The 23,660-nt window shown below is 67.5% G+C and carries 25 protein-coding genes and 1 pseudogene; 17 read left to right on the forward strand and 9 right to left on the reverse strand.

Annotation, left to right across the window (positions count from 1 at the left end; genetic code table 11):
* From A5709_RS24005 to A5709_RS24050, 10 genes and pseudogenes are all read left to right on the forward strand, one after another.
* Window positions 1–610: MCE family protein (locus A5709_RS24005; RefSeq protein ID WP_197520223.1), on the forward strand; the 610-nt coding region annotated here is incomplete at its 5' end.
* Window positions 611–666: 56 nt separating this feature from the next.
* Complete coding sequence (locus A5709_RS24010) at window positions 667–1,851, forward strand: cation:proton antiporter (protein WP_231987058.1); 1,185 nt, start codon at window positions 667–669, stop codon at window positions 1,849–1,851.
* Window positions 1,852–1,938: 87 nt separating this feature from the next.
* Window positions 1,939–2,205 (forward strand): hypothetical protein, encoded by a 267-nt coding sequence (locus tag A5709_RS24015; RefSeq protein WP_067945925.1) that lies wholly within the window; start codon window positions 1,939–1,941, stop codon window positions 2,203–2,205.
* Between the two features lie 111 nt (window positions 2,206–2,316).
* Window positions 2,317–3,313, forward strand: a pseudogene (locus A5709_RS24020) (NAD(P)H nitroreductase).
* 41 nt (window positions 3,314–3,354) lie between these two features.
* The gene (locus A5709_RS24025; protein ID WP_067945888.1) at window positions 3,355–3,915 is read left to right on the forward strand and encodes a hypothetical protein; all 561 of its coding nucleotides are present in this window, start codon (window positions 3,355–3,357) and stop codon (window positions 3,913–3,915) included.
* Between the two features lie 58 nt (window positions 3,916–3,973).
* Entirely contained in the window at window positions 3,974–5,098 is a 1,125-nt protein-coding gene (locus A5709_RS24030) for a 4Fe-4S dicluster domain-containing protein (RefSeq protein ID WP_067945890.1), read from the forward strand.
* A complete protein-coding gene (locus tag A5709_RS24035) occupies window positions 5,091–5,933 on the forward strand; it encodes an FAD/NAD(P)-binding protein (RefSeq protein WP_067945892.1) in 843 nt (280 codons plus the stop codon). Before A5709_RS24030 ends, A5709_RS24035 begins: the two co-directional genes overlap by 8 nt.
* Window positions 5,933–6,691, forward strand: coding sequence for an oxidoreductase (locus tag A5709_RS24040; RefSeq protein WP_068122967.1), 759 nt, complete (start codon window positions 5,933–5,935; stop codon window positions 6,689–6,691). Before A5709_RS24035 ends, A5709_RS24040 begins: the two co-directional genes overlap by 1 nt.
* Window positions 6,688–7,980, forward strand: a complete 1,293-nt coding sequence (locus tag A5709_RS24045) for a Ni/Fe hydrogenase subunit alpha (protein WP_067945896.1) — start codon at window positions 6,688–6,690, stop codon at window positions 7,978–7,980. The genes A5709_RS24040 and A5709_RS24045 overlap by 4 nt, the downstream gene beginning before the upstream one ends.
* A complete protein-coding gene (locus tag A5709_RS24050) occupies window positions 7,977–8,477 on the forward strand; it encodes a hydrogenase maturation protease (RefSeq protein ID WP_067945898.1) in 501 nt (166 codons plus the stop codon). The genes A5709_RS24045 and A5709_RS24050 overlap by 4 nt, the downstream gene beginning before the upstream one ends.
* Here A5709_RS24050 and A5709_RS24055 read toward each other — a convergent pair.
* Both A5709_RS24055 and A5709_RS24060 read right to left on the reverse strand, forming a co-directional pair.
* A complete protein-coding gene (locus A5709_RS24055) occupies window positions 8,428–8,832 on the reverse strand; it encodes a DUF302 domain-containing protein (RefSeq protein ID WP_067945900.1) in 405 nt (134 codons plus the stop codon). The two genes, A5709_RS24050 and A5709_RS24055, sit on opposite strands and share 50 nt — an antisense overlap.
* A gap of 14 nt (window positions 8,833–8,846) precedes the next feature.
* Window positions 8,847–10,238, reverse strand: a complete 1,392-nt coding sequence (locus A5709_RS24060; RefSeq protein WP_231972108.1) for a trypsin-like peptidase domain-containing protein — start codon at window positions 10,236–10,238, stop codon at window positions 8,847–8,849.
* Window positions 10,239–10,627: 389 nt separating this feature from the next.
* Here A5709_RS24060 and A5709_RS24065 point away from each other — a divergent pair, with 389 nt between their 5' ends.
* The 7 genes from A5709_RS24065 to A5709_RS24095 all read left to right on the forward strand — a co-directional run bounded on the left by A5709_RS24065 (window position 10,628) and on the right by A5709_RS24095 (window position 16,836).
* Window positions 10,628–11,113 (forward strand): flavodoxin family protein, encoded by a 486-nt coding sequence (locus tag A5709_RS24065; protein WP_067945904.1) that lies wholly within the window; start codon window positions 10,628–10,630, stop codon window positions 11,111–11,113.
* A 28-nt stretch (window positions 11,114–11,141) separates the two neighbouring features.
* Window positions 11,142–11,963 (forward strand): slipin family protein, encoded by an 822-nt coding sequence (locus tag A5709_RS24070; RefSeq protein WP_068122991.1) that lies wholly within the window; start codon window positions 11,142–11,144, stop codon window positions 11,961–11,963.
* Between the two features lie 13 nt (window positions 11,964–11,976).
* Complete coding sequence (locus A5709_RS24075; RefSeq protein WP_082974353.1) at window positions 11,977–13,014, forward strand: acyltransferase; 1,038 nt, start codon at window positions 11,977–11,979, stop codon at window positions 13,012–13,014.
* A gap of 66 nt (window positions 13,015–13,080) precedes the next feature.
* Window positions 13,081–13,884 (forward strand): HPF/RaiA family ribosome-associated protein, encoded by an 804-nt coding sequence (locus A5709_RS24080; RefSeq protein WP_067945906.1) that lies wholly within the window; start codon window positions 13,081–13,083, stop codon window positions 13,882–13,884.
* A 91-nt stretch (window positions 13,885–13,975) separates the two neighbouring features.
* Complete coding sequence (locus tag A5709_RS24085; RefSeq protein WP_082974354.1) at window positions 13,976–14,614, forward strand: SRPBCC family protein; 639 nt, start codon at window positions 13,976–13,978, stop codon at window positions 14,612–14,614.
* Window positions 14,615–14,630: 16 nt separating this feature from the next.
* On the forward strand, window positions 14,631–15,422 hold the full coding sequence (locus A5709_RS24090) for a universal stress protein (RefSeq protein ID WP_067945931.1): 792 nt from the start codon (window positions 14,631–14,633) through the stop codon (window positions 15,420–15,422).
* Between the two features lie 7 nt (window positions 15,423–15,429).
* A complete protein-coding gene (locus tag A5709_RS24095; RefSeq protein ID WP_068122970.1) occupies window positions 15,430–16,836 on the forward strand; it encodes a bifunctional lysylphosphatidylglycerol flippase/synthetase MprF in 1,407 nt (468 codons plus the stop codon).
* A gap of 9 nt (window positions 16,837–16,845) precedes the next feature.
* Here A5709_RS24095 and A5709_RS24100 read toward each other — a convergent pair whose 3' ends face one another.
* The 7 genes from A5709_RS24100 to acsA all read right to left on the reverse strand — a co-directional run bounded on the left by A5709_RS24100 (window position 16,846) and on the right by acsA (window position 23,646).
* Window positions 16,846–17,262, reverse strand: a complete 417-nt coding sequence (locus A5709_RS24100; protein ID WP_067949077.1) for a pyridoxamine 5'-phosphate oxidase family protein — start codon at window positions 17,260–17,262, stop codon at window positions 16,846–16,848.
* 136 nt (window positions 17,263–17,398) lie between these two features.
* A complete protein-coding gene (locus A5709_RS24105; protein WP_156768141.1) occupies window positions 17,399–18,379 on the reverse strand; it encodes a nitroreductase family protein in 981 nt (326 codons plus the stop codon).
* 41 nt (window positions 18,380–18,420) lie between these two features.
* Complete coding sequence (locus A5709_RS24110; protein WP_067949079.1) at window positions 18,421–18,672, reverse strand: acyl carrier protein; 252 nt, start codon at window positions 18,670–18,672, stop codon at window positions 18,421–18,423.
* Window positions 18,673–18,678: 6 nt separating this feature from the next.
* The gene (locus A5709_RS24115; RefSeq protein WP_068122973.1) at window positions 18,679–19,908 is read right to left on the reverse strand and encodes a dihydrolipoamide acetyltransferase family protein; all 1,230 of its coding nucleotides are present in this window, start codon (window positions 19,906–19,908) and stop codon (window positions 18,679–18,681) included.
* On the reverse strand, window positions 19,905–20,882 hold the full coding sequence (locus A5709_RS24120; protein WP_067949083.1) for an alpha-ketoacid dehydrogenase subunit beta: 978 nt from the start codon (window positions 20,880–20,882) through the stop codon (window positions 19,905–19,907). Before A5709_RS24120 ends, A5709_RS24115 begins: the two co-directional genes overlap by 4 nt.
* On the reverse strand, window positions 20,879–21,850 hold the full coding sequence (gene pdhA / locus A5709_RS24125) for a pyruvate dehydrogenase (acetyl-transferring) E1 component subunit alpha (protein WP_067949085.1): 972 nt from the start codon (window positions 21,848–21,850) through the stop codon (window positions 20,879–20,881). The genes A5709_RS24120 and pdhA overlap by 4 nt, the downstream gene beginning before the upstream one ends.
* A complete protein-coding gene (gene acsA / locus A5709_RS24130; protein ID WP_068122975.1) occupies window positions 21,847–23,646 on the reverse strand; it encodes an acetate--CoA ligase in 1,800 nt (599 codons plus the stop codon). Before acsA ends, pdhA begins: the two co-directional genes overlap by 4 nt.
* Window positions 23,647–23,660: the final 14 nt, after the last annotated feature.

A 23,660-nucleotide genomic window follows, 5' to 3' on the forward strand; every position in this document is an offset into this window, starting at 1 on the left:
GAACAACGCGGTGATCACCTCCCGCACCGTCAACGCGCAGCAGAAGGACCTGGACCAGGCGCTGCTGTCGGCGGCCGGGTTCGGCAACACCGGCGCCGACATCTTCAACAGGGGCGGCCCGTACCTGGCGCGGGGCGCCCAAGACTTGGTGCCGACGGCGCAGCTGTTGGACACCTACAGCCCCGAGATCTATTGCCTGCTGCGCAACGAAAACGATGCGCTGGCCGCCACGGGTGCGGCCGAGGGCGGTTTCAACGGCTACTCGTTGAACATGAACACCGAGGCGCTGTCCGGGCTTGGGCTGCTGGCCAACCCGGTGTCGGCGGTGGCCACGATCGCCAGCCTGGTCGGCGGGCTGGCCGGGGTCGTCGGCGGCGCGCCGAATCCGTACACCTACCCGGAGAACCTGCCGCGGGTGAACGCGCGCGGCGGACCGGGGGGCGCCCCGGGTTGCTGGCAGCCCATCACCCGTCACCTTTGGCCCGCACCCGAATTGGTGATGGACAGCGGCAACAGCATCGCGCCCTACAACCACCTCGACACCGGATCGCCGTACGCGATCGAGTACGTCTGGGGTCGCCAGGTCGGGGATAACACGATCAATCCCTAGGACTGCGCCGCGAAGAATGCAGAATGTGTTCGTGCAGGCGCGCAGGGACCGCTGACGTGCCGGGGTTTGGCTTTCACACCCTGGCGCTGCTGACCGCGATCGGATTGGCCGGTCCGCTGCTGGCGGCACTGCCGCGCCTTCGGATACCGGTGATCATCGGCGAGCTGGTCGCCGGTCTCGTCGTCGGCCGGACCGGTTTGGGCGTCGTCGATGTCACCAACCCGACGTTTCAGCTTCTCGCCAACGTCGGCTTCGCGTTGGTCATGTTCGTCGTGGGCACCCATGTCCCGGTCGGCGCCACGGCACTGCGCGCATCGCTACCGCAGGCGCTGGGGCGGGCGGCGCTGGGTGGCGCCGCCGCGGTGGCGCTCGCGGCTGGGCTGGCGGCCGCCTTCGGCACCGGCCACGCCGCGATGTACGCCGTGCTGATGGCCTCGTCGTCGGCGGCGCTGGCGCTGCCGGTGATCGATTCCCTGCGCTTGCAAGGGCCGCAGGTGATTGCCGTCACGGCGCAGATCGCTATTGCGGATGCCGCCTGTATTGTCTTGCTGCCGTTGGTGATTGACCTCCGACATGCGCCCACCGCCGCGCTCGGCGCGCTGGCCGTGGCCGGGTGCGCGGGGGTGTTTTACGTGCTGCTGCGGGCCTCCGACGCCAAGGGCTGGCGCCGCCGGATGCACGTCTACTCCGAGAATCGGCGGTTCGCACTGGAATTGCGGACCAACCTCATCGTGCTGTTCGCCCTGGCCGCGCTCGCCGTGAGCACGCACGTGTCCGTCATGCTGGCGGGCTTCGCGGTGGGCCTGGTGGTCGCCATGGTCGGCGAACCGCGACGGTTGGCGCGGCAGCTGTTCGGAATCACCGAGGGGTTTTTCAGTCCGCTGTTCTTCGTCTGGCTGGGCGCTTCGCTGCAGGTGCGCGAGCTCGGTGCGCACCCGAAACTCATCCTGCTCGGCGTGGGACTGGGGCTAGGGGCCGTGCTGGCACACAGCGCCGGCAGGCTGCTCGGCCAACCGCTCACCCTGGCGGTGCTCTCGGCCGGGCAGCTCGGCGTGCCGGTGGCCGCGGCCGCCATCGGCACCCAGGAACACCTGCTCGTCGCGGGCGAAGCGTCGGCGTTGATGTTCGGTGCCCTACTGACGATTGCGGCCGCCTCGGTCGCGGGCGCGGTCGCGTCACGGAGCCAGGTGACCAAGGGCCCTTCCGCGGCGGGACCTCCGCATCCTCGAAAGCACGACTGAAGCACCTGCCGCCCGGTTGCGTTTGGCCCTGTGGGCCGCATCACAGGAGTGGTCGAATCGATTCCAAGCTCGATCGAGGAGGCCGTGATGAGGTTTGCAACACGACGGCACCACCTGCGAGCCGTGCCGACCGCAACGATGTACCGCGTCACCGATCGTTTGCACGGCGGGCGCACGGTCCGGGTGCCCGGCAATGAGATCGCCCCCATCGTGGCGGCATGGCTGGCGGACCTGGGCGCCCACAGCCCCCTGGTGGACGAGCTGGCGCGGGCGGCATGCGACGGCGACTGGTCGGTCGCCTACGCCATCGGCGATCAGCTATCCATCGATGTGGCCATCGCGGCGGCCGCGTAGCCGTGCGGATTGGCCCAAAGTCCCTCGGGCTAGAGCCGTCAGGCTCTCGCCGGGGCGGCAGCAATCCGCAATCGTAGACAAGACGTAGCAATACCGAAGGGAACGACCGCCATGAACACTCGATTTCCGGATGCCGGCACGGTCCGGACGGTCTTGAGTCTGGCATCTCGCGCACCCTCGGTGCACAACAGCCAGCCCTGGCGGTGGCGGGTGGACGCGACAAGCCTGCACCTCTACTCCGACGACAGCCGGCAACTGCCCAACACCGACCCGGACGGCCGCGACCTCATGTTGAGTTGCGGTGCGGCCCTGCACCACTGCGTCGTCGCGCTCGCGGCGGTCGGCTGGCTCTCCAAGGTGACCCGGCTGCCGAATCCGGCCGACCCCAGCCACCTTGCGGCAATCGAGCTTTCGCGACACCGCGCCGATTCGGTCGACATCGCACTGGCCGCGGCGATACCGCGGCGGCGAACCGACCGGCGCTATTACAGCTCCTGGCCGGTGCCGGTGCGATGTCGCCCTGATGGCGGCGCGGGCGGCTCGAAGCGGGGTAACGCTGTGCCAGGTCGAAGACCTCGACAATCTGCGGAAAATCGTCGCTCAATCCGTCCGGGACCACATGAACCAGGACTATCTCGCCGAGCTCACCGAGTGGAGTGGCCGCTACGCGTCCGTGGCCGGTGTTCCCGCCCGCAACACTCCGGCACCGGATATCGCGGCCAAGATTCCGGGCCGGGTCTTCGCCGGCCCGGTGCTGCCCATGCCGCCGGACTCGTCGTCGGAGGACGACAACGCCGTCGTCCTCGCGCTGGGCACCCGCAACGACGACCGCTTGGCCCAGCTACGCGCCGGTGAGGCGACCAGCGTCGTGCTGCTCACCGCGACGTCACTGGGGCTGGCCAGTTGCCCGGTCACCGAACCGCTGGAGACGGCCGGAACGCGCGCGGCGGTCCAGTCCGACATCTTCGGGGACAGCAATCATCCCCAGATGCTGCTCCGGGTGGGTTGGGCGCCCATCAACGCGGACCCGTTGCCGGCGACCCCGCGGCGCGAGCTCTCCGACTTCGTCGAGTGGATGAACGATCACCAGCACCAGGTCGCCCTCTGAACCGGCGAATCCACCGAAACGGTTGCGGCGCAGAGGACATCATGGAGACGTTCACCTTCGACCCAAGCCGCTGGCGTTTCGCCCGCGTTTTCGGCCGTAACCCGTTGCTGCGCCGCGCCGACCGCATCGAATCACTGGTCTTGCTGGTCGCGCTTGTCGCGTCCCTGATCGCCGTCCCGGTCGCCGGTGTGTTCGGCGCGGTGACCTACGGCGCGCGGGATCGGGTCTACACCCAGGAGGCGCACGAGCGGCACCGCGCGACGGCGACGATCGTCGATGCCCTGGCGGAGGATCTGGGTGTCGTTGTCGTGCAGGCGAAGTGGCCGGGGCCGAACGGGGAGCGCAACGGGCCGCTGGTGGTCACCGAGCACGCCAAGGTGGGCGGAACCATCGAGATGTGGGTGGACGGGGAGGGCAACCCGGTGGATCCGCCCACCCCGACTTGGCTCGCGGTGGGCGAGGCGGTCGGCGTGGCGGTGGTGACAGCGCTGGCGGTGACGATGACGATGGCGGCACTTGTGGCGGTCGTCCGGTCGCGGCTGGACCGCGCCCGTGACGCCCTCTGGGAACGCGACATCAAGTTCCTCGCGGAGGCCCCGTAACCGATGACACCGCTGCCAACCCCTATACAGCACAATCGAACCGACGGATGATGGGTCGATGAGCGGAAACGGCGAGAACTCTGGTGCCGCATCGTTTGACACCGCCGGACTGCACCTTCTTGTCGAGGTCCTGATCGAGCGCGGATACCGCGTCATCGGTCCGACGTTGCGGGACAACGCGATCGTGCTGGATCAACTGGAGTCCGCCGCCGACCTGCCGCGGGGGTGGGGCGTCGACGTGGCGCCCGGGCAGTATCGGGTGCGCAGGCGCGACGACGACGCCGCGTTCGGGCACTCGTCCGGGCCGCAGTCATGGAAGCAGTTCTTGCACCCGCCACGGCGCCGGCTGTGGTCCGGCACCCGCGACGGTTTCAGCGACACCGAATCGGACGAGCAGGTCCCGAGGTATGCCTTCCTCGGAGTGCGCGGCTGCGACTTGGCCGCGATAGCTACGCTCGACCGGGTCCTTGGCCGTGGCCAGTTTCCCGACAAATCCTTCGTCCGCCGACATCGGCAGATTTTCGTGGTGGCGGTCAATTGCACAGAGCCGGGCGGGCTGTGCTTCTGCGCCTCGATGGGCACCGGCCCCGCGGCCGGACCAGGGTACGACCTGGCCCTGACCGAGCGACTCGACGGCGACGGCGTGACCTACCTGGTCGAGGTGGGGACCCCGGAGGGCGCCGACGTGCTCGCGGCCGTTCCACACCGGGCCGCCGACGATGCGGAGATCGATTCCGCACACGCGGCGGTGCAGGCGGCCTCGCATCGAATGGGTCGCCAGATGCCGGACACCGACCTGCGCGACCTGTTGGTTCGTTCGCGCGAGTCGCCGCAGTGGGACGAGGTCGCCAGCCGATGCCTGACCTGTGGCAACTGCACCATGGTGTGCCCGACCTGCTTCTGTACCAGCACCGAGGACGTCAGCGATTTGACCGGCGAGCATGCGGAGCGCTGGCAGAACTGGGCGTCGTGCTTCGAGCCCGATTTCACCTACATCCACGGCGGCGGCAGCGTCCGCCAGTCCGGCTCCTCGCGCTACCGGCACTGGCTGACCCACAAACTCGGCACCTGGCACGACCAGTTCGACATGTCGGGGTGCGTCGGTTGCGGGCGGTGCATTGCCTGGTGCCCCACCGGGATCGACATCACCGAGGAAATGAACAAGATGGCCCACGATGACTGACGCTGCGGGCGCCGCGGTGATGGCGCCGAACCCGTACCGGGTGCGCAGTCGCGTCGTCGAAAGCCCCGACTCGGCAACGCTGTGCCTCGAACCGCTCGGGGAAGTGCTGCGCGCGCCGCAACCCGGAGAGTTCATGATGCTCTACGCATTCGGCGTGGGCGAAGCCGCGATCTCGATCAGCGGCGATCCCACCGTCACCGACGGCTCGATCACGCATACGGTGCGAGCGGTCGGCGCGGTGAGCCGCGCCCTGCACGACGCGCAGCCGGGGAGCATCATCGGTGTCCGTGGCCCCTTCGGCACGACGTGGGGGCTAGCGGAAGCCGTCGGGCGGGATTTGGTCATGGTCGCCGGGGGTGTGGGCCTGTGCCCGTTGCGCCCGGCGATACTGGGCGCGCTGGCCGACCGGGCACGCTACGGCAACGTGACGCTGATCGTGGGCGCCCGGTCGCAGGCCGACTTCGTCTTCGCCGCTCAGCTCGAGCAGTGGTCGCACGACCCGCAGATCGAATTGCATTTGGTCGTCGACGCCCAGACACCGGGGTGGCACGGCGACGTCGGCCTGGTCACCGAACCGCTGGGGCGGCTGGTCCTCGAGCCCGATCGCACCAGCGCATTCCTGTGCGGGCCCGAGCCGATGTTGCGGTTCGGCGCGGAGGCCCTGCTCGCGAAAGGCGTTGCGGCAAAGAATATCCGAGTCTCGCTGGAGCGGAACATGCAATGCGGGGTCGGCATGTGCGGGCACTGTCAGCTGGGGCCGCTGCTGCTGTGCCGCGACGGCCCCGTGGTGGGCTACGACGTCGCCGGCCCCCTGCTACGGGTGAAGGAGCTCTGATGACCCGACCCACCCTGGCCGTGTGGAAGTTCGCCTCGTGCGACGGATGTCAACTGACCCTGCTGGATTGCGAGGACGAGCTGCTCACTCTCGCCGACCAGGTGCAGATCGCCAACTTCGCCGAGGCCTCCAGCGCGACCGTCGCCGGTCCCTACGACGTCTCGCTGGTCGAGGGCTCGATCACCACGCGGCGTGATGAGCAACGCATCCAAGAGATTCGGCAGCAGTCGAAGGTGCTGGTCACCATCGGGGCGTGCGCGACCGCCGGGGGAGTACAGGCGCTGCGCAACTTCGCCGATGTCGCCGAGTTCGCCTCCGTCGTCTATGCCAAGCCGGAATACGTTGACACGCTGGCGACGTCGACGCCCACTTCGGCACACGTCAAGGTGGATTACCAGTTGCCGGGCTGCCCGATCGACCGCGGCCAGCTGCTCGACACGCTGGCGGCCCTGCTGATCGGGCGCAAGCCGCGGCTGCCGGCCAAGACGGTGTGTACCGAATGCAAACTCCGCGGGACCACGTGTGTCGTTGTCGCCGAGGGGATTCCGTGTCTAGGTCCGGTAACGCACGCCGGTTGCGGCGCGCTGTGTCCCAGCCATCACCGCGGTTGCTACGGCTGCTTCGGCCCGTCGGCGGTGCCGCAGACCGCGACGCTGATCCCGCTGCTGCGCCGCGACGGGATGTCCGACGGCGACGTCGACCGGGTGTTCTCCACGTTCAACGTCGCCACGTTCGCCGCCGAACGGAGCAAGCAGTGAATTCGTCCGAGCGCACCCTGAGCGTCGGCGCGTTGACCCGGGTGGAAGGCGAAGGCGCGCTCCACGTCACGCTGCAGGACGGCGCGCTGCACAGCGTGCAGCTCAACATCTATGAGCCGCCGCGCTTCTTCGAAGCGTTCCTGCGCGGCCGCGCCCACACCGAGCCGCCCGACCTCACGGCACGCGTCTGCGGGATCTGCCCGGTCGCCTACCAGGTCAGCGCCTGCAATGCGATCGAAGACGTCTGCGGGGTTCGGGTGGACGACGAACTCGTCGCGCTGCGGCGCCTGCTGTACTGCGGTGAATGGATCAACAGCCACGCCCTGCACATCTACTTGTTGCACGCGCCGGACTTCCTCGGCTACCCCGACATCGTCGGCATGGCCCGCGACCATCGCGAGATCGTCGAGCGGGGGCTGGCGCTGAAGAAGGCGGGCAACCGGCTGATGGAGTTCGTTGGCGGTCGCGCGATCCATCCCGTCAACGTGCGGCTGGGCGGATTCTATTCCGTTCCAACACGATTGGAATTCAAGCCGATCGAAGAGCAGCTGCGTCGCGCGTTGGATGACGCGGTGGCGACGGTCGAGTGGGTGTCCGGCTTCGAGTTTCCCGACCTCGAGCTCGACCACGAATTCCTGGCTCTCACGGCGCCGGGTGAGTACCCGATCGAAAACGGGGTCATCGCCCGCAGCGCCGGTCCCACCTTTGAAGTGGCCGACTTCACCGACCACGTCGCCGAAGCGCAACTGCCCCACTCGACCGCCCTGCACGCGACGCTCGACGGAGGTCGCCACCTGACCGGCCCGCTGGCCCGATACTCGCTAAACGCACCGGCGCTCTCGCCGATCGCCGCTCAGGCGGCCACCCGGGCCGGATTATCGGGCGAATGCCGAAACCCCTTCCGCAGCATCGTCGTCCGCGCGGTCGAAGTGGTCTACGCGATCGAAGAGGCACTGCGCATCATCGATGAGTACCAGCGCCCGTCGCGTCCGTTCGTGCCCGTCCCGGCTCGTGCCGGCGTTGGCCACGGTGTCAGCGAGGCGCCCCGCGGCCTGTTGTATCACCGATACCGGATCGACGAGGCGGGCCTGGTGTCGGCCGCGACCATCATCCCGCCGACCTCGCAGAACCAGGGCGCCATCGAAGCCGACCTGGCTCGCCTGGTTTCGGACAACCTCTCCCTGGACGACGGCGCGCTGACCGAGCTGTGTGAACAGCTGATCCGCAGCTACGACCCGTGCATTTCCTGCTCGGCGCACTTCCTGACGCTGACTGTGCAGCGACGATGACCGCCGATGCCGGCAGGGTTGCCGTGATCGGGCTCGGCAACTGCTACCGGCGCGACGACGGCGTCGGGGTCGCCGCTGCGATCGCAATGGAACGCCTCGCCTGGCCCAATGTCGTTGTGCGTACCGACATTGCGGAGCCGGCGGGAGTTCTCGACGCATGGAGCGGGGCGGAGCTGGCCGTGGTCATCGACGCGGCGATCGTCACCCCGGCAACCCCGGGCCGCGTCCATCGCTACCGGCTGGACGAGGTGCCCACCCAAGCCGAAGGGTTGAGCTCGCACAGCATCGATATCGGCCGCACCCATGCGCTGGCTCGAGAGCTCGGGCGGGTGCCCGACGCCGTGGTGGTCTTCGCGGTCGAGGTGGGGGACACCGGCAATGGGGAGGGGCTGAGCCCGATGGTCGCACGAGCCGTGCCGGTGGTGGTCGGCATGGTGGCCGCGGAGATCAATCGCTTTCGGTCAGCGAAGCGATCGCGGCACGCAGGCCCTCCGTGATCTCTGCGGCGATCGAGATGAGGGCCGGCTCACCGGTCACCTCGACCAGGAGCACCGGATCCATCGCCTCGACGATCACCGAGCCCGGATCACCCGGGTCGGCGCGCACGAGCACGTTGCAGGGCAGCAGCAGCCCGATCTCTCGATCGACGTTGATAGCCCGATACGTCACGGCCGGGTCGCAGGCGCCGAAGATCAGGTAATCCTCCATCTCCACGCCGAGCTGAGCCTGCACCCGCGCTTTGACGTCCACTTCGGTCAGTACGCCGAAACCCTGCCGTGCCAAAGCTTCTCGAGTGCGGTCCGCGGCGTCGTCGAACCGCGCCGTCAGCCTGGTGGATAATCTCGCACTCACCGATGGGCCATCCGTCAGGAGATCAGTCCGGTTCCCCGTACCGCGGCTGGAAGGTCTATGTGCTTGCCGCAGTTCGGGCAGAACTGCTCGCTGGGGTGGTGCTCGGCCCCGCAATGTGCGCAGAAATGCGGTTCGACCGCCCCCGATTCATGCTTGGGCATCAGACGAAGCGGTTGCACGTCGGGCGCCGTGTGGGCGCGATGACGGGGCCGCAGCCCCAGGAAGGTCAGGACGGCGCCGAGGCCGAGCACCGAGACGACACTGATAACGGTGTACCACAACAGAGTTCGCCCGCTGAGGGCGGCGGAGTCCCCATACTGCTGGCGCAGATTGACCGCGTTCGTCTTGAGATCGTCCAGACCGGGGTAGCCGGGTGACATCGCGAGGGTCTGGCCGAACTCGTCGATCGCATCGGTGTAGCGGCCCGCGTAGAAGTCGGTCAATCCTTTGCGGTAGATCCGGTCAGCGGGGCCAAGCGCCGGCTGGACGCCTTTGCCGGCCAATATCGCGGCGACGCCGTCCACCGGCGTGATGAAATTGAACGGCTGGGTTTCGTTGACTGGGGCGAAGCTGTTGACGCCGAGCACCTTTCCGTTCAGCCCGACCGTCGGGCCGCCGCTCATGCCGTCGGTCATCGCGGCGTCGATCTCGTACTCGGGGTTGGGTCCCGCGAGAGACTTCTTGCTGACCTTGCCGCTCTTGTAGGTGGGGTCGAGCGAAGGGCCGGTGATGTTCTGGGTGCTCTCGGGGAAGCCCACCGCGAGGACGGGCGTCCCGATGGTGACGTCGGCATCGGTCGCGAGTTCCGACGACGGTAGGTTGCGCTTGGGAATCTTGAGGAGCGCGGCGTCGCCCTTGCCCATGGGCCGGAAATCGGCGACGTTGGCGGTCAGCTTATCCGCGAGTTTCGTTCCCGTGCCCGAAATCAGCGTGATGCTCACGTGGGGGCCCTGGCCGGATGTGTCGCCTTCCACCCTCGCGTTCTTCTGCAGCCATTCCAATGTGACCGCCGGATCACTCGACTCGGGCGCATCCGGATGTTCGGTCTGGTATTCGATCGCGGCCCTTTTGAGTATCAGGACGGTGGCGCTCGCCGGGTCGACGCAGTGGCCCGCCGTCGCAACCCAACCGTCGGGGTTGACGACGAATGCCGTGCAGTGCCAGGTGGCCAGGAACGGCATGCTGGAGCCCCGCCCGAATTGGGACAACACCTCACCGTCGGGCAGCCGGACCAGGCCGTAACCCTCACCGGAGAGATACATGATGGACGGCCGGATCAGAGCCGCGGCCCGCTCCTCGGGCTTGGCTTGCGGACGCCCGCTGTCGGCGGCCGCCATGCCCGCCGGCCCCACCAACAGCATGAGGGCGGCCGCCGGCAACGCCAGCGCCCTCGCGATTCCCGTCACGGACGGGGCCGCCGCAGCAGGGCTGCGGCCCAATGGGTGGGGCGGAAGGATGACGGATGACGGCGCATCGCCTCGACGCGCTCGGCCGCCTGCCGTTGCCGAGAAATCCAGGCCGGATGCGACTCGAGGGCGATTATCTTCGCACCGGCATCCGTCGCGGGAACTGTCACAGTCACAACCCCTATTCGACCGGTTCCCCGGGCGAGAGGATAGGGACCGAAGTCCCGACCGCGAAGGACCTCCGTTCGTCGGCCGATTTCGGCCTCCACCAGGGCCGATCCACAGAAGTGACCAAGGCCCTCACGGCGCTGTGCCTTTGCGCCCTTACCGGGCCGTCAGTCCAAGCGAAGCATGGAGTCGTCTGAGCCACATTCGCAAAGGAGTTGGCCATGAGGTCGCTGATCGTGTGCGCTTCGAGGTCACATGGCAACACCCGCCTGGTGGCCGATCGGATGGCCGAGGTGCTGGGTGCCGAGGTCGTCACCCCCGAATCGGTCGACCCGGGGACCGTTCACGACTACGACCTCGTCGGGTTCGGTTCCGGCATCTACTACATGATGGTGGACGCGAGGCTGCGCAAATTGATCCGTCAGCTCCCGGCGGCCGACCACCCGACCGCGGCCTTCACGTTCTTCACCAGCGGCGCACGCGAGGTTCCGCTGCTGGGTTACCACAAACCCGTTCGGGAGAAGCTCGAGCAAAAGGGGTTCGACGTCATCGGAGCGTTCTCGTGCCGGGGGTTCGACACGGTGGGGCCGTTCGGATTCATCGGCGGAATCAACCGCGGACGGCCGAACGAGCACGACCTCGATCGCGCGGCGGCGTTCGCCGCTCGGATTCACAAGCGGGTCGCCGGCTCTCCGGCCGCCTCGTAACGGTGCGAAGCGGATCGAGGTGATCGTGATGAGCCACATTGCCGCAATTCTGGTGGTCTTGGGAATTGCCGCCGCGGTGTTGCTGGCGGCATCGATCAGGGTGGTGCAGCAGTACCAGCGGGGTGTGCATTTCCGCCTCGGCCGCGTGATCGGCGTTCGCGAACCCGGGCTGCGGATCATCATTCCGGTCATCGACCGCCTGTGGCGGATTTCGATGCGGATCGTGACCATGCCCATCCAGTCCCAGGGCATCATCACCCGCGACAACGTGAGCGTCGACATCGCCGCTGTCGCCTACTTCCGGATCGTCGATGCCCGCAAGGCCGTGGTGGTCATCGAGAACGTCCACGCCGCCATCGATCAGATCGCACAGACCACCCTCCGCAATGTCGTCGGGCAACATTCCCTCGACGAGGTGCTTGCCCAAACCGAGAAGATCAACGGCAGCATTCGCCAGATCCTCGACGCCACCACGGTGGACTGGGGCGTGGAGGTCACCTTGGTGGAGCTCAAGGACATTCAGCTCCCCGACAGCATGAAACGCGCGATGGCGCGCGAGGCCGAGGCGGAGCGGGAGAAGCGGGCGAAAATCATTGCGGCCGAAGGGGAAGCCCGCGCCGCCGCTGCCCTCGGCGACGCCTCCGACACCATGATGCGTCACCCGCTGGCCCTGCAGCTGCGCAACCTGCAGACCTTGATCGAACTGGGGGTGGAGAAGAACACCACCATCGTCTTCCCGGCCCCGCTGATGACCGCGATCGGAGAACTCACCGCCTTCCTGGCGCGTGAGACCGACGCGTCCAAGGACAAGCCCGAGGAGAAGCTGGTGCGGGCGGCAGCACTGCAATGAGGGGAGGCATTGCGTGATCGGGCAGAATTTCGACCACCGGCACAATGCCCTCAACCTGTGGCGGCTGGTCCTGGCCGTCGAGGTGATCCTCTGGCATTCGTTCGCAGTGACCGGCCATAGTGTTTCGTCACCGGTCACGCAACGTCTCTTGTTCTCCCTGGGCGTGGATGGCTTTTTCGCGGTGTCGGGGTTTTTGGTCACCGCGAGCTGGCTGAACAACCCGCAGCCAAGGCAGTACCTGCGGGCTCGAGCGCTGCGCATCCTGCCAGGCTTCTACACCTGTTTGGTCGTCACCGCTTTCGTCATAGCGCCGGTCGGCGTCGCACTTCAAGGTGGTTCTGCGATCAGCCTTTTGGACTCCAGTGGACCGTTGAAGTTCGTTCTGTTCAACAGCGCCATCGCGCACCTCAAACTCGACGTGGGCGGCACACCGCAGGGCGTTCCGCATCCCCGCACGTGGAATGCGTCGCTGTGGACCCTGGTGTTCGAGGTGATGTGTTACCTGGCGGTGCTCGCCATCGGCGTCGCCGGTCTGGCACGGTATCGCTGGATATCTTCGGCTCTGTTGGCCACCGGTGTCGTAGTGGCACTCGTGTTGCCGCCCATGGCCGACCCGTGGTCGTGGACCATCCCGCAATGCGTCGCGCGATTTACGATCATGTTCGCCGCCGGCGCGGTGCTCTACCAACTCAAGGACGTGATACCGGCTCGGTGGTCTTGGGTCGCGGTAAGTTTCGCGATGGTCGCGGTCTGCGGTCTGCTGCTGCCCGACTATCGGATCGTCGGTGCCTTGCCCCTGGCCTACGGAATCATCGTGTCCGGCATACTGTTGCGAAAGTTTTATCTACACAACGATTTGTCGTACGGCGTGTACATCTACGCGTGGCCGACCCAGCAGATCCTCGTCATCTCCGGGCTCGGACACATCACCCCGCTCGTCTTTGCGGTGGTGGCGACCGCGGCCACATTGCCGCTGGCCGCGGCCAGCTGGTTCGTCGTCGAGAAACCGGCACTGCGGCTGAAGGCAGTCAAAGTCCCCCAGAACGTATGAAACGTGAACACCCCGATGACTTTCGGCCCTGTCCCGCAGCCGGTTTCGTGATGTAGCTCTTGAGCCATGCGCCACAGGACAGAATTGCCACAGGACATCGACGTGCAGGTCTCCATGCGGGACGAGCTTCCCGCTGCGGCCGAGTACGCGCAGACCAAGGTCGGTGAGCTCACGCGGTACGCAAGCCGGCCCGTGCGGCATGCCCGCGTAAGACTGTCCAGACATCGGGACCCGTCGGTGCAGCGGCCCGTCGTCGCGCAAGCGAACCTCGACATCGATGGCCGATCGGTCCGCGCGCAGGTCCAGGCCGACACGGCGCGGGAAGCGGTCGATCTTCTGGTGGCGCGATTGCGCCGCCGCCTGCAACGCGCCACCGAGCGCTGGGAGGCGCGCCGCGGCGAGCTGCCGTCGGTGGGTCCCCACCAATGGCGGCATGAGTCCGAGCCGGCGCACCGGCCCAACTACTTTCCTCGTCCGGCCGACCAGCGCCGCGTCATCCGGCGGAAGTCGTTCACGATGGCGCCCTGCACCGTCGACGACGCCGCCCGCGAAATGGACTTGCTCGACTACGACTTTCATCTGTTCACGGAGAAGGGCACGGGCACCGCAAGCGTGCTGTATCACGCCGGACCGACGGGCTTCCGCCTCGCGCTGGCCGCACCGGCTCTGGCCGACCGGGTGAGCCCGCATGCGCTACCGGTGACCATCAGCCGACAACCGCTGCCATGCCTCACCGAAGAGGGAGCCGCCGACCGGCTGGCCATGCTCGACCTGCCGTTCCTGTTCTTCATCCACGCCGCCTACGGCTGCGCCAGCGTGCTATACCACCGCTACGACGGCCATTACGGCTTGATCACCCCGGCCGGCTAGGGACCCTTCGGCGGTGCGCAGGGCATATCGGCGCACCACCAAGGACCAAGGACCCTCGCAGGCGTCGGGGCGCTCCGCGCAGACTGGCGCCATGGCGAACATGACAAGGCGGATCGCCCAGACCACCGTATTGCTCACCGTGCTCTACTGCGCGCGCAGGTACTACCGCAACTGGGGCGCAACCAAGGCGGAGTCGCAGATGCGTGTCCCGGGTGACGCCTTGGTCAGCGATCCGGCGGTTCAGACGACCGAGGCAGTTGACATCGACGCGACCGCGTCGGTGGTCTGGTCCCGGCTCCTGCAGATGGGCCGGGACAGAAACGAAAGCCTCGGCTTCGAGGGTTTGGAAAGCCCTGCGGCGCAAGATGCTAACGAAGGGCTGCGGGTGGGGGATGCGGTCCGCCTGGCTCCCGAGGGCTGGTTGCCCGACGGGTTGACGCTACGCGTCACGGAGATAGTCCCCGAAAAATACGTCGTCCTCAATGCCATGCGATCCGAGCCGCGCTGGAACGTTGTGTTGTCCTTTCATCTCCAGCCGCACTGGGAGGACCGCGTCCGGCTGCTGGCACGCGCTCGGATAGCCCTGCGCTACCCGGGTGAAGTGTTCGCGATGGAACTGGCCAGGCCGTTGATAGCGCTGGGGACACGTGCGCTGATGCTGGCGGTCAAGCGCCGCGCGGAGCGGCCCGCCGACGCGGCGCCGATCCGTTCGTCGGTCGAAACAATCTGACAGTAAAGGCCGGATGATGAAACCAATCCTGGTGGGAATTGACGGTTCGGCGGCCGCGATCACGGCCGCGCTATGGGGTATCGACGAGGCGATCACCCGCGGCGCGCCACTGCGTCTCGTCTCCGTCATCAAGCCGGCGCACGATTCCGCAGAAGACTACGAGCGCGACTTCGCACACGCCGAGACATCGCTCCATGCCGCACGGTTGGCCGTGGAGGCCACCGGCAAGGCGGTCGCGATCGAAACCGACGTGCCGCGGGGCCCGGCCGGCGCGGTCCTGTTGGAGGCATCCTGGGACGCCGAGATGATCTGCGTCGGTTGCGTCGGCATCGGACGCTACGCGCGCTCCATCGTGGGTTCGACCGCGACGGAGCTCGCCGAGAAGGCGCGTTGCCCGGTCGCGGTCTTGCGGACCGAATCCGACCGGCCGGCGCCCGACATCAACTGGATCGTGGTCCGGATGACGGACGTACCCGGCAACGACACCGTCGTGAATTTCGCTGCTGCGGAGGCGAAGTTACGCAGGGCTCCGCTGCTGGTGCTCGGCGGCCGGCCCGAGGAACTCACCGAGCACGCCGACGGCGAATTCGAGCGCCGGGTGGCCGAATGGCGGCAGCACTATCCCGAGGTGCGGGTCTACCCGATCACCACGAAGCACGCCATCGCCAGCTACCTGAGCGCCAACGACGAGAGGGTTCAGCTCGCCGTGATCGGCGCCGACGAGGCCGGTCAGCTCGCGCGCCTGGTCGGGCCCCAAGGGCATCCCCTCTTCCGCCACCCCGAATGCTCCGTGCTCGTCGTGCGCTAGTGGCCCCGTGAAGATCACTCCCAGAAGCCGCGCGACCAGCGTCGCGCGGGGTGGGGAGCGGGTGCTGCTGGGTGCCGATGTCCCTGCGGCGCGTCGCATCAGCGTGCTGATGCTGCTGTGCGTCCTGGTTTGGCTGGTAGTGCTGGTGGCGCGAGAGTATCTCGGCTACGAACGCATCGCCCCCGGCCGGTTCGGCTGGTCGGTGGCGCTCCTGGGCGCGGCCGCCTTGATCGCTCGCGGCATCTTTCTCGGCCGTCCGGTGACCTCCGCACACGCGATGTACGCGGCCGCCGCGGTGGGCGCCGGGCTGGGCGCGCATTTCCTGTCCTGGGCCCTGCTGGGCAACGTTCTGATCGCCGGCAGCGGGCTCGCGCTGATGTCACCCACCACGGTCCGACCGCAGCCGGAGCTGCTGGGCCGGGTGTGGGTGCTGGTCAACGCCACGCGGGGGGATCCGCTGGCCCCGTTCGCCATGCACTCCAGCAAGAGTTACCACTTCAACCCCGACGGGACCGCGGCGATCGCCTACCGTGCCCGGCTTGGATTCGCCGTGGTCAGCGGCGACCCGATCGGCGACGCGACGCAATTCGACGCTCTGGTAGCCGATTTCGTCCGCATGTGCCGCGGCCGGGGATGGCAGATCATCGTCTTGGCCGCGGGCGAACGCCACCTTCGGTTGTGGCGCAGGGACACGGTGGGGCAGCCGATGCTGTCGGTGCCGATCGGCCGCGACGTGGTCGTCGACATCCGCCACTTCACCCTGCGGGGCCGCCGCTTTCGCAACCTGCGCCAAGCGGTGCAGCGGACGCACAACTGCGGTGTCACCACCGAGATCGTCGACGAACAAAAGCTCAGCGGCGCAACGCTGGCCGAGCTGACCGAGGTGTTGTACGCCGCTCACCGCGCGGCGCGCACCGATCGCGGCTTCTGCATGAACCTCGACGGCGCGTTGCAAGGCCGCTTTCCCGGTGTGCGGTTGGCCATCGCGCGGGACGGGCGCGGCCGGGCCGTCGCGTTTCACCGATACCTGAGCGCCGGCGGGGGATCGGAAGTCAGCCTCGACGTGCCGTTCCGCCGCCCGGACGCCCCCAACGGCGTCGACGAGCGGCTCAGCGTCGACATGATCGCTCACGCGAGTGCCACCGGCGGACAGCGCCTTTCGCTCGCATTCGCGGCGTTCCCGGAGATCTTCGAGGCCGCCCAACCGGGGCCGCTGCAGCGGATCGCGCTGCGGCTGATCCACTTGCTGGACCCGCTGATCCGGCTCGAGTCCCTGTACCGCTACCTCCGCAAGTTCCACGCGCTGTCCGAGCGGCGCTACGTGGTGTTGTGCGCCCACCACATTCCGGCCGCACTGCTGGTCTTGCTGTCGCTGGAATTCGTTCCGCGCCCGCGCCGCATGAGACGGGGCTAGCGGCGGGGATCACTCCACCGGCACACCGAAACGGAACCGGCGCCCCGTGACCGACTCGGGAACGATCCGCACGAAGTGTGACTTCTCCGTGGCCGTCCAGGGCAGTACCTGCGCGCGCTCGGCTTCCTCGATTTCCTCGTTGCTGCGGCAGGAGCGCGCGGTGCCCTTGATGATCACGCTCCAGCCCTCGGCGACGTTGTGGTCGTCGACCTCGAACAGCACCCGGTTGTTGATCGCCGTGCTGACCAACTTGGTGCCCTCCGCGGTACGAAACAGCACCGTATTTCGCTGCACGACGTAATTGACCGGGAAGATCTCGGGCTGGTTACCAACGCTGGTCACCAAGCGCCCCAGCGTCACACCGGCCAGCAGTTCCCAGCATTCGTTCACCGACAGGATCGAAACCCCATTATCGATCAGCGACATCAGTTGTCCTCTTCGTCGACGGCACTACACTCTCGATGGTATTGCCGGCGGCGGACGCCAGCGCCGGCCGAAAGTCCCGCAGGTCCGGGACCAAAGTTCTTTCCCCACTTGCCCATACCGTCGCCCAGCGCACTGGCTAGCGGACCTCGAGGACATCGCCCAGCGGGCGGCGCGGTGTCGCCGCCGGGAGGTGCTCCAGCGGCGGCGCGATCCCCACGCGAATCAACACTTGCGGCTCGCCGCGCAGGCCGATGAGTTCGCGCACGATGTCACGGCTTTCGTCCAGTTCGATCAGATGGGTGAGCGGGCAGGTCGCCATACCGGCGACAGTGCACTCGAGCAGCACGGTCGAGAGCACCTCGCCGCACCGCAGCGCGTCCGACCTGGTGTCCCCGGGTGTCGACAACACGAGGATCTTCGCCCAATCGACTTTGACCTCGCCGCGCCGGTCGGCATGGCTCCTGGTCGGAAAGCTGCGGGCCACGTCGACCCGCCAGCTCTCCTTGTCGGAGGCCAGCGCGGTCGGCGGCATCCCCTCGGCCAGTGCGAATGACGAAGTCCACCAGTCGAGTTCGGCGTGATAGTAGGAATCGTCGCGGCGGAGCTCCTCGGTCAGTTGCGAAGCCTCCACCAGGAGTGGTCGCACATCGTCGGGGAGTACGTTCAGGGCGACCTCGGTGTCGTCGAACGTGTCACGCAGTGCGGGTTCGAACAGGTCCCAATAGGTGGGTCGCCCCAAGGGAAGCCGGTCGGTGCGGCGCTGCAGGATCGCTTCGGCGCGGCGGTGCTCGGCCTCGGTGACCTGCGTTCGCGGGCTGAAGGTGACCGAGGCCAGCTGGTGGGGGTCATCCGGGTCGGGAAACCGGTCGACCATCGGTTCCCAGCCCGCGGCGGTCATGGCGACGCAAAGGTGGTTCAGGATGGCGCCGCAGGACAGGATCACTTGGCGGCCGGAATGGTCGGTGGCCGCTATCGCCCGCTGCCGGTCGACAAACAGGCGCAGGACGCCGTCCTCGGCCACCCAGCGCCAGGGCTGGCTGTTGTGTACGGACGGGGCGCGGCAGGCGAGCAGCACCGCCCGTTCGAGCACGCCGATGTCCGGCCTCGTGGCTTTCATGCCCACCCCCTGTTAGTGCTCCCCGAAAAGTGGCGTGCGGCTCAGACTTTGGACGCGTTGGTCTCCACGTAGCCGACGACGTCGGCCAACGTCCGCAACGTCGCGTAGTCCGATTCCGGGATGTCGACATGGAATCTCTTGTGGATCCCACGCAGGAAGCTCAGCCAGTCCATGGAATCCAGGTCGACCTGGTCGCGGAGCAGGGCGTCGTCGCGAATGTCGTCGGGTTCGACTTCGGGGGCGATGCTGGTCAGCACCGACAGCACGCCGGCGCGGGTGTCTTCATTGGTCATTGCGCATCACTTCTCTAGTAGGTCGGGCTGCTGGAGCAGCTCGTTGATCGCGGCGAGGAACAGGGCGCCCCGGTGACCGTCGCTGGCGCGGTGGTCGGCGGCGAGCGTGGCCTGAACCGTTGTGACGACCCGGATCCCGCCGTCGATCACGCAGACCCGCTCGGCCGGTTGGCCGAAGCCCACGATCGCGACCTGCGGCGGGTAGATGACGCCAAAGACCGAGTCGACGCCCTGGTCACCGAGGTTGGTGAGCGTGATGGTCGGGTCCGACATCTCCGAACTCCGTAGCGAGAAGGACCGTGCCCGCGCCACCAGATCGGTGAGATCGTCCATCAATTCGTCCAGCTTCTTCTCCGGAACGTCGTGGATGGCGGGCGCGACGAGGCCGCCGCCGCGCAGCGATATCCCGACACCGACGTGAACGCCGTTGGCGGGCTCGAACCCGTCCTCCCGCCAGAATCCGTTGAACTCGGTGAACCGCTGGGCGGCGACGCCGACGGCCTTCAGGAGCAAGACGGCCGGCAGCACCCGTTCGTCGATGGATCGCTGCGCATTTCTCGTCGTCAGCCAGGACAGCGCCTTTTCCAACATGATCTCTTCGGCGAGGTAGTAGTGCGGGATCTCGCGCTTGGACCGGCTCATCGCCGCCGCGATCGACTTGCGCATCTGGGTCGCGCGGTCGGCCGCCGTCGGCTTGGCTGCCGGTTGCGCGACCGGCTTGACCTCGACCGGCTTGGCGGCCGCCGCGTGCTCGACGTCGTTGATGGTGACGGCGCCCTGGGGTCCGGTGCCGCTCACCGCGTCGATATCGACGCGCACCGACTGGGCCAACCGCCGCGCGGCCGGTGACACCCACCGCCGGTGCGCGGGGGCGGCCGGGGGAGCGCTGGGGACGGGCGCGGTCGGCGGCGCGGTCACCGGCGCGGTCACCGGCGTCGGCGGCGCGGTGGTCGCCACCTCCGGCGACGGACGTGGCGTGGGTGGCGTCTCCGCCTGCTCACCGGGTGCCGTCAGCGTGGCCAATGTCGTTCCCACCTGGACGGTTTCACCGATGGGCACGACGAGCTCGCTGACGATGCCCTCCTGCCAGCATTCGACCTCGACGGCGGCCTTGGTGGTCTCGACGATCGCGACGACCTGGCCGCGGGTCACCTTGTCCCCGGGCTTGACCAGCCACTCGTTCAGGGTGCCTTCATCCATGTCGGAGCCGAGCGAGGGCATCTTGAACTCGATCACGACGGGTCCCCGAACAGGCTCTGCACGGCGGCGACGATCTTGGGGGTCTGGGGGAGGGCGGCCTCTTCCATGTGCTTGGCGTAGGGCATGGGAACTTCGGCGCTGCACACCCGGCCCACCGGGGCATCGAGGTCGTAGAAGGCGCCCTCCATCACGCGCGCGATCACTTCCGCGGCCAGGCTGCCGGTGCGCCACGCCTCGTCGACCACCACCGCCCGATGCGTCTTGCGGACGGATTCGAGGATGGTGTCGTCGTCTAGTGGGCGCAGGACGCGCAGATCGATTACTTCGCAGTCGATTCCGGACAGCGAAAGCTCATTGGCGGCGTCGAGCGTCTTCGGCAGGCTGCCCCCGTAGGTGATCAGGGTGACGTCGTTGCCGCTGCGGCGGACCGCCGCCCGCGAGATGTCCGTCGGAGAGAGGACGTCGACATCCGTTGAGGTGTTGTAGAGCTGAACGTGTTCGAAGATCACCACCGGGTCCGGGTCCGCCAGAGCGGGGCCGAGCATCCCGTACGCGTCCTCGACCGTGGCAGGAGCCACCACCTTGATGCCGGGGATGTGGGCGTACCACGGCTCCAGGCTGTGCGAATGCTGCGCGGCGAGCTGGCGGCCTGCACCCGTCGCCATCCGGACGACTACGGGTACCGAGAACTGCCCGCCGGACATATGGCGAAGCGCCGCAGCGGTATTGACGATCTGGTCGAGAGCCAGCAGGCTGAAGTTGACCGTCATGACCTCCACGATCGGACGTAAACCGCCCAGCGCCGCGCCGATTCCGATCCCGACGAAGCCCAGTTCCGACAGCGGTGTGTCCCGCACGCGGTCGGGGCCGAATTCGTCCAGCAGGCCCTTGGAGGCGGCGTACGTTCCCCCGTAACGCGCGACGTCCTCGCCCATCAGCAAGACCCGCGGATCGTCGCGCAGGGCATCGCGCAGGGCGTCGTGCACGGCGGTGCGATAGCTGGTCTTCATCGCGCCGGCTCTTCAGTCAGCACGTCGCGTTCGAGATCCGCCACGTCCTCCCAGGTTCCGGCCTCGGCATAGGCCACCGCGTCCTCGATCTCGGTGGCGGCCGCGTCTTCGATCTCACGCACGTCGGCCTCGGACAGTGTGCCGTCGCCCACACATTTCTCGGTGAACGCCTGGATGGGGTCACGCTCCCGCCATCGTTCGACTTCGCCTTTGTCCCGGTACAATTCGGGATCGAACATCGAGTGCGCACGGAATCGGTAGGTGCGGAATTCGATGAAGAACGGGCCGCCGGTGTCGCGGACGTGATCGACCCCCTGCTGCGCGGCCGTGTGGCACGCTTCGACATCCATGCCGTCGACGGCCAGCGTCGGCACGCGGTAGGCCGCCGCCTTGGCGGTCAGATCGGTCTGCGACTGCGCCCGATCCAGCGCGGTGCCCATCGCGTAAAGGTTGTTCTCGCAACAGAACAGCACCGGCAGGTTCCACAGGGCCGCCATGTTCAACGACTCGTGGAAGGCGCCTTCGGCCACCGCGCCGTCACCGAAGTAGCAGGCGGTCACGCGCTTTTGCTTCAGCATGGCGTCGGCCAGTGCGATGCCCACCGCCAGCGGCAGGCCGCCGGCCACGATCGCGTTGCCTCCGTAGAACCGCTTGGTCCCGTCGAACAAGTGCATCGAACCGCCGCGGCCGCGCGAGCAGCCCTCCTGCTTGCCGAACATCTCGGCCATGATCGAGGTCATCGGTATGCCCCGCAGCAGGGCGTGCGCGTGCTCGCGGTAGGTCGCGACCACCGCGTCCTCGTCGGCCAGCGCGCGCAGCGATCCGGCGGCCACGGCTTCCTCGCCGACGTAGAGATGGAGGAATCCGCGAATCTTGGCCGCGCTGTAGAGCTCGGCGCATTTCTCCTCCATGCGCCGGACCCGAATCATGTCGGACAACAGCTCATGGGCCAGCTTCGTATCGGTCACGACGGCACTCCCTCGGATTGGTGGACCGGGTGCTGCTCGATGGTGGAGGTGTCGCCCTCAGGCAGCCCCAATTCGCGGGCCTTGAGCAGGCGCCGCATGATCTTGCCGCTGCTGGTGTGCGGCAAGGAGTCGACGAACTCGATCTCCTTGGGCGCCACCGTGGCCCCGAGCCGCTTGCGCGCGTGGCCCAGCAGTTCCAGCCGCAGGTCTTCGTCGGCGACGACACCGTCCTTCAGGGTGACGAAGGCTTTGACCATCTCACCGACCGTCGGATCGGGTATGCCGATGACGCCCGCCTCGGCCACCGCCGGGTGATCGGTCAACGCGCTCTCGACCTCGAACGGCCCGATCAGATGCCCCGCGGACTTGATCACGTCGTCCTTGCGCCCGACGAACCAGAAGTAGCCGTCGGCGTCTTTCGTCGCGAGATCCCCGGTCAGGTAGAGGCCGGCCGCGAAGCAGCTCCGGTAGCGCTCCTCGGCGTTCAGGTACCCGCGGAACATCGACGGCCAGCCGGGTTTGAGCGCGAGCTCACCCTCGACGCCGGGTTCGTCGATCACCTCGACGGTGCCGTCGTCGTTGCTGCGGACGATGAAAGCGTCCACCCCGGGCAGCGGGCGGCCCATCGAGCCGGGCTTGATGTCGAACGCGGGCGTATTGGCGATCATGATGCCGCCCGTCTCGGTCTGCCACCAGTTGTCGTGAATCGGCAAGCCCAGCACCCGCTTTCCCCACCACACGGCTTCGGGATTGAGCGGTTCGCCCACGCTGGCGATGAAACGCAGCCGCGGAAAGTGGTATTGCGCGGGCAGTTCCGATCCCGCCTTGATGAGCATCCGGATGGCGGTCGGCGCCGTGTACCACACCGACACTCCCTGGTCCTGCAGGATGCGATACCAGCGTTCGGCGTCGAATTCCGCTTCGTCGACGATGGAGGTCACGCCGTGCAGCAGCGGGCTGATGATGCCGTAGGACGTTCCCGTCACCCAGCCGGGATCGGCCGTGCACCAATAGGTGTCGTCGGCGTGAAGATCGAGCGCGTACAGGCCGGTGACGTAGTGCATCGTGACGGCGCCGTGCACGTGGATGGCGCCCTTGGGCGTACCCGTGGTCCCGCTGGTGAAGTGCAGTAAGGCCGGATCGTCGGCGGTGGTGGGCTCGACCGGCGGGTTCTCTTCGGCCGCGTTGACCCATTGCCAGAAGTCGAGGGTCCCCGGAGGCGGGCCGTCGGCCTGCCCGTCGTCGACGACGAAGACGTGCCGCACCGACGGCAGTCGATCACGGATCTTGGCGATCTTGCGCTGGTAGATCGCCCTCGTGGTCACCAGAACGTCGGCGTGCCCGAGGTTGACCCGGGTCGCTATGGGCTCGGGCCCGAAGGCCGAGAACAACGGCGAGACGACGCTGCCGTTGCGCAGCGCGCCCAGCATCGCGATGTAGAGCTCGGGGCCACGGGCCATGACGATGAACACCCGGTGGCCCCGGTTGATGCCCAACGCGCGCAGCGCGCTGGAGAATTTCCTGGAGAGTCGGCCGAGCTCGGCGTAACTGAGGTCGCGGGTGGCGAGCACGCCGTCCCAGGGGCGATCGACGACGAACCGCAACGCCGTGCGCGTGGCGGCCGGCCCGGTGGTGTGACGGTCGAGGGCGGCGTAGGCGATGTTGCACAGGCCGGGCCCCATGCCTTCGCAGAGGTCCGGCACGTCGGACCAGTGGAACTCGGCGCGCTCGTGCTCGTAGTCGGTGAGGTTGGGCCGAACGCGATGGTCACGGGATGTTTTGTGGATGACGTCCATCAAGGGTCCTCGGT

Origin of the sequence: Mycobacterium sp. E1386, assembly GCF_001672745.1 — a bacterium.
Taxonomy (GTDB): domain Bacteria; phylum Actinomycetota; class Actinomycetes; order Mycobacteriales; family Mycobacteriaceae; genus Mycobacterium.

Bases quoted from the DNA above. Each gene is read 5' to 3' on its own strand.
- A5709_RS24015 (WP_067945925.1), top strand. From the start codon at position 1,939: ATGAGGTTTGCAACACGACGGCACCACCTGCGAGCCGTGCCGACCGCA.
- A5709_RS24025 (WP_067945888.1), top strand. From the start codon at position 3,355: ATGGAGACGTTCACCTTCGACCCAAGCCGCTGGCGTTTCGCCCGCGTT.
- A5709_RS24030 (WP_067945890.1), top strand. From the start codon at position 3,974: ATGAGCGGAAACGGCGAGAACTCTGGTGCCGCATCGTTTGACACCGCC.
- A5709_RS24035 (WP_067945892.1), top strand. From the start codon at position 5,091: ATGACTGACGCTGCGGGCGCCGCGGTGATGGCGCCGAACCCGTACCGG.
- A5709_RS24040 (WP_068122967.1), top strand. From the start codon at position 5,933: ATGACCCGACCCACCCTGGCCGTGTGGAAGTTCGCCTCGTGCGACGGA.
- A5709_RS24050 (WP_067945898.1), top strand. From the start codon at position 7,977: ATGACCGCCGATGCCGGCAGGGTTGCCGTGATCGGGCTCGGCAACTGC.
- A5709_RS24065 (WP_067945904.1), top strand. From the start codon at position 10,628: ATGAGGTCGCTGATCGTGTGCGCTTCGAGGTCACATGGCAACACCCGC.
- A5709_RS24070 (WP_068122991.1), top strand. From the start codon at position 11,142: ATGAGCCACATTGCCGCAATTCTGGTGGTCTTGGGAATTGCCGCCGCG.
- A5709_RS24080 (WP_067945906.1), top strand. From the start codon at position 13,081: ATGCGCCACAGGACAGAATTGCCACAGGACATCGACGTGCAGGTCTCC.
- A5709_RS24085 (WP_082974354.1), top strand. From the start codon at position 13,976: ATGGCGAACATGACAAGGCGGATCGCCCAGACCACCGTATTGCTCACC.
- A5709_RS24090 (WP_067945931.1), top strand. From the start codon at position 14,631: ATGAAACCAATCCTGGTGGGAATTGACGGTTCGGCGGCCGCGATCACG.
- A5709_RS24100 (WP_067949077.1), bottom strand. From the start codon at position 17,262: ATGTCGCTGATCGATAATGGGGTTTCGATCCTGTCGGTGAACGAATGC.
- A5709_RS24105 (WP_156768141.1), bottom strand. From the start codon at position 18,379: ATGAAAGCCACGAGGCCGGACATCGGCGTGCTCGAACGGGCGGTGCTG.
- A5709_RS24110 (WP_067949079.1), bottom strand. From the start codon at position 18,672: ATGACCAATGAAGACACCCGCGCCGGCGTGCTGTCGGTGCTGACCAGC.
- A5709_RS24120 (WP_067949083.1), bottom strand. From the start codon at position 20,882: ATGAAGACCAGCTATCGCACCGCCGTGCACGACGCCCTGCGCGATGCC.
- acsA (WP_068122975.1), bottom strand. From the start codon at position 23,646: ATGGACGTCATCCACAAAACATCCCGTGACCATCGCGTTCGGCCCAAC.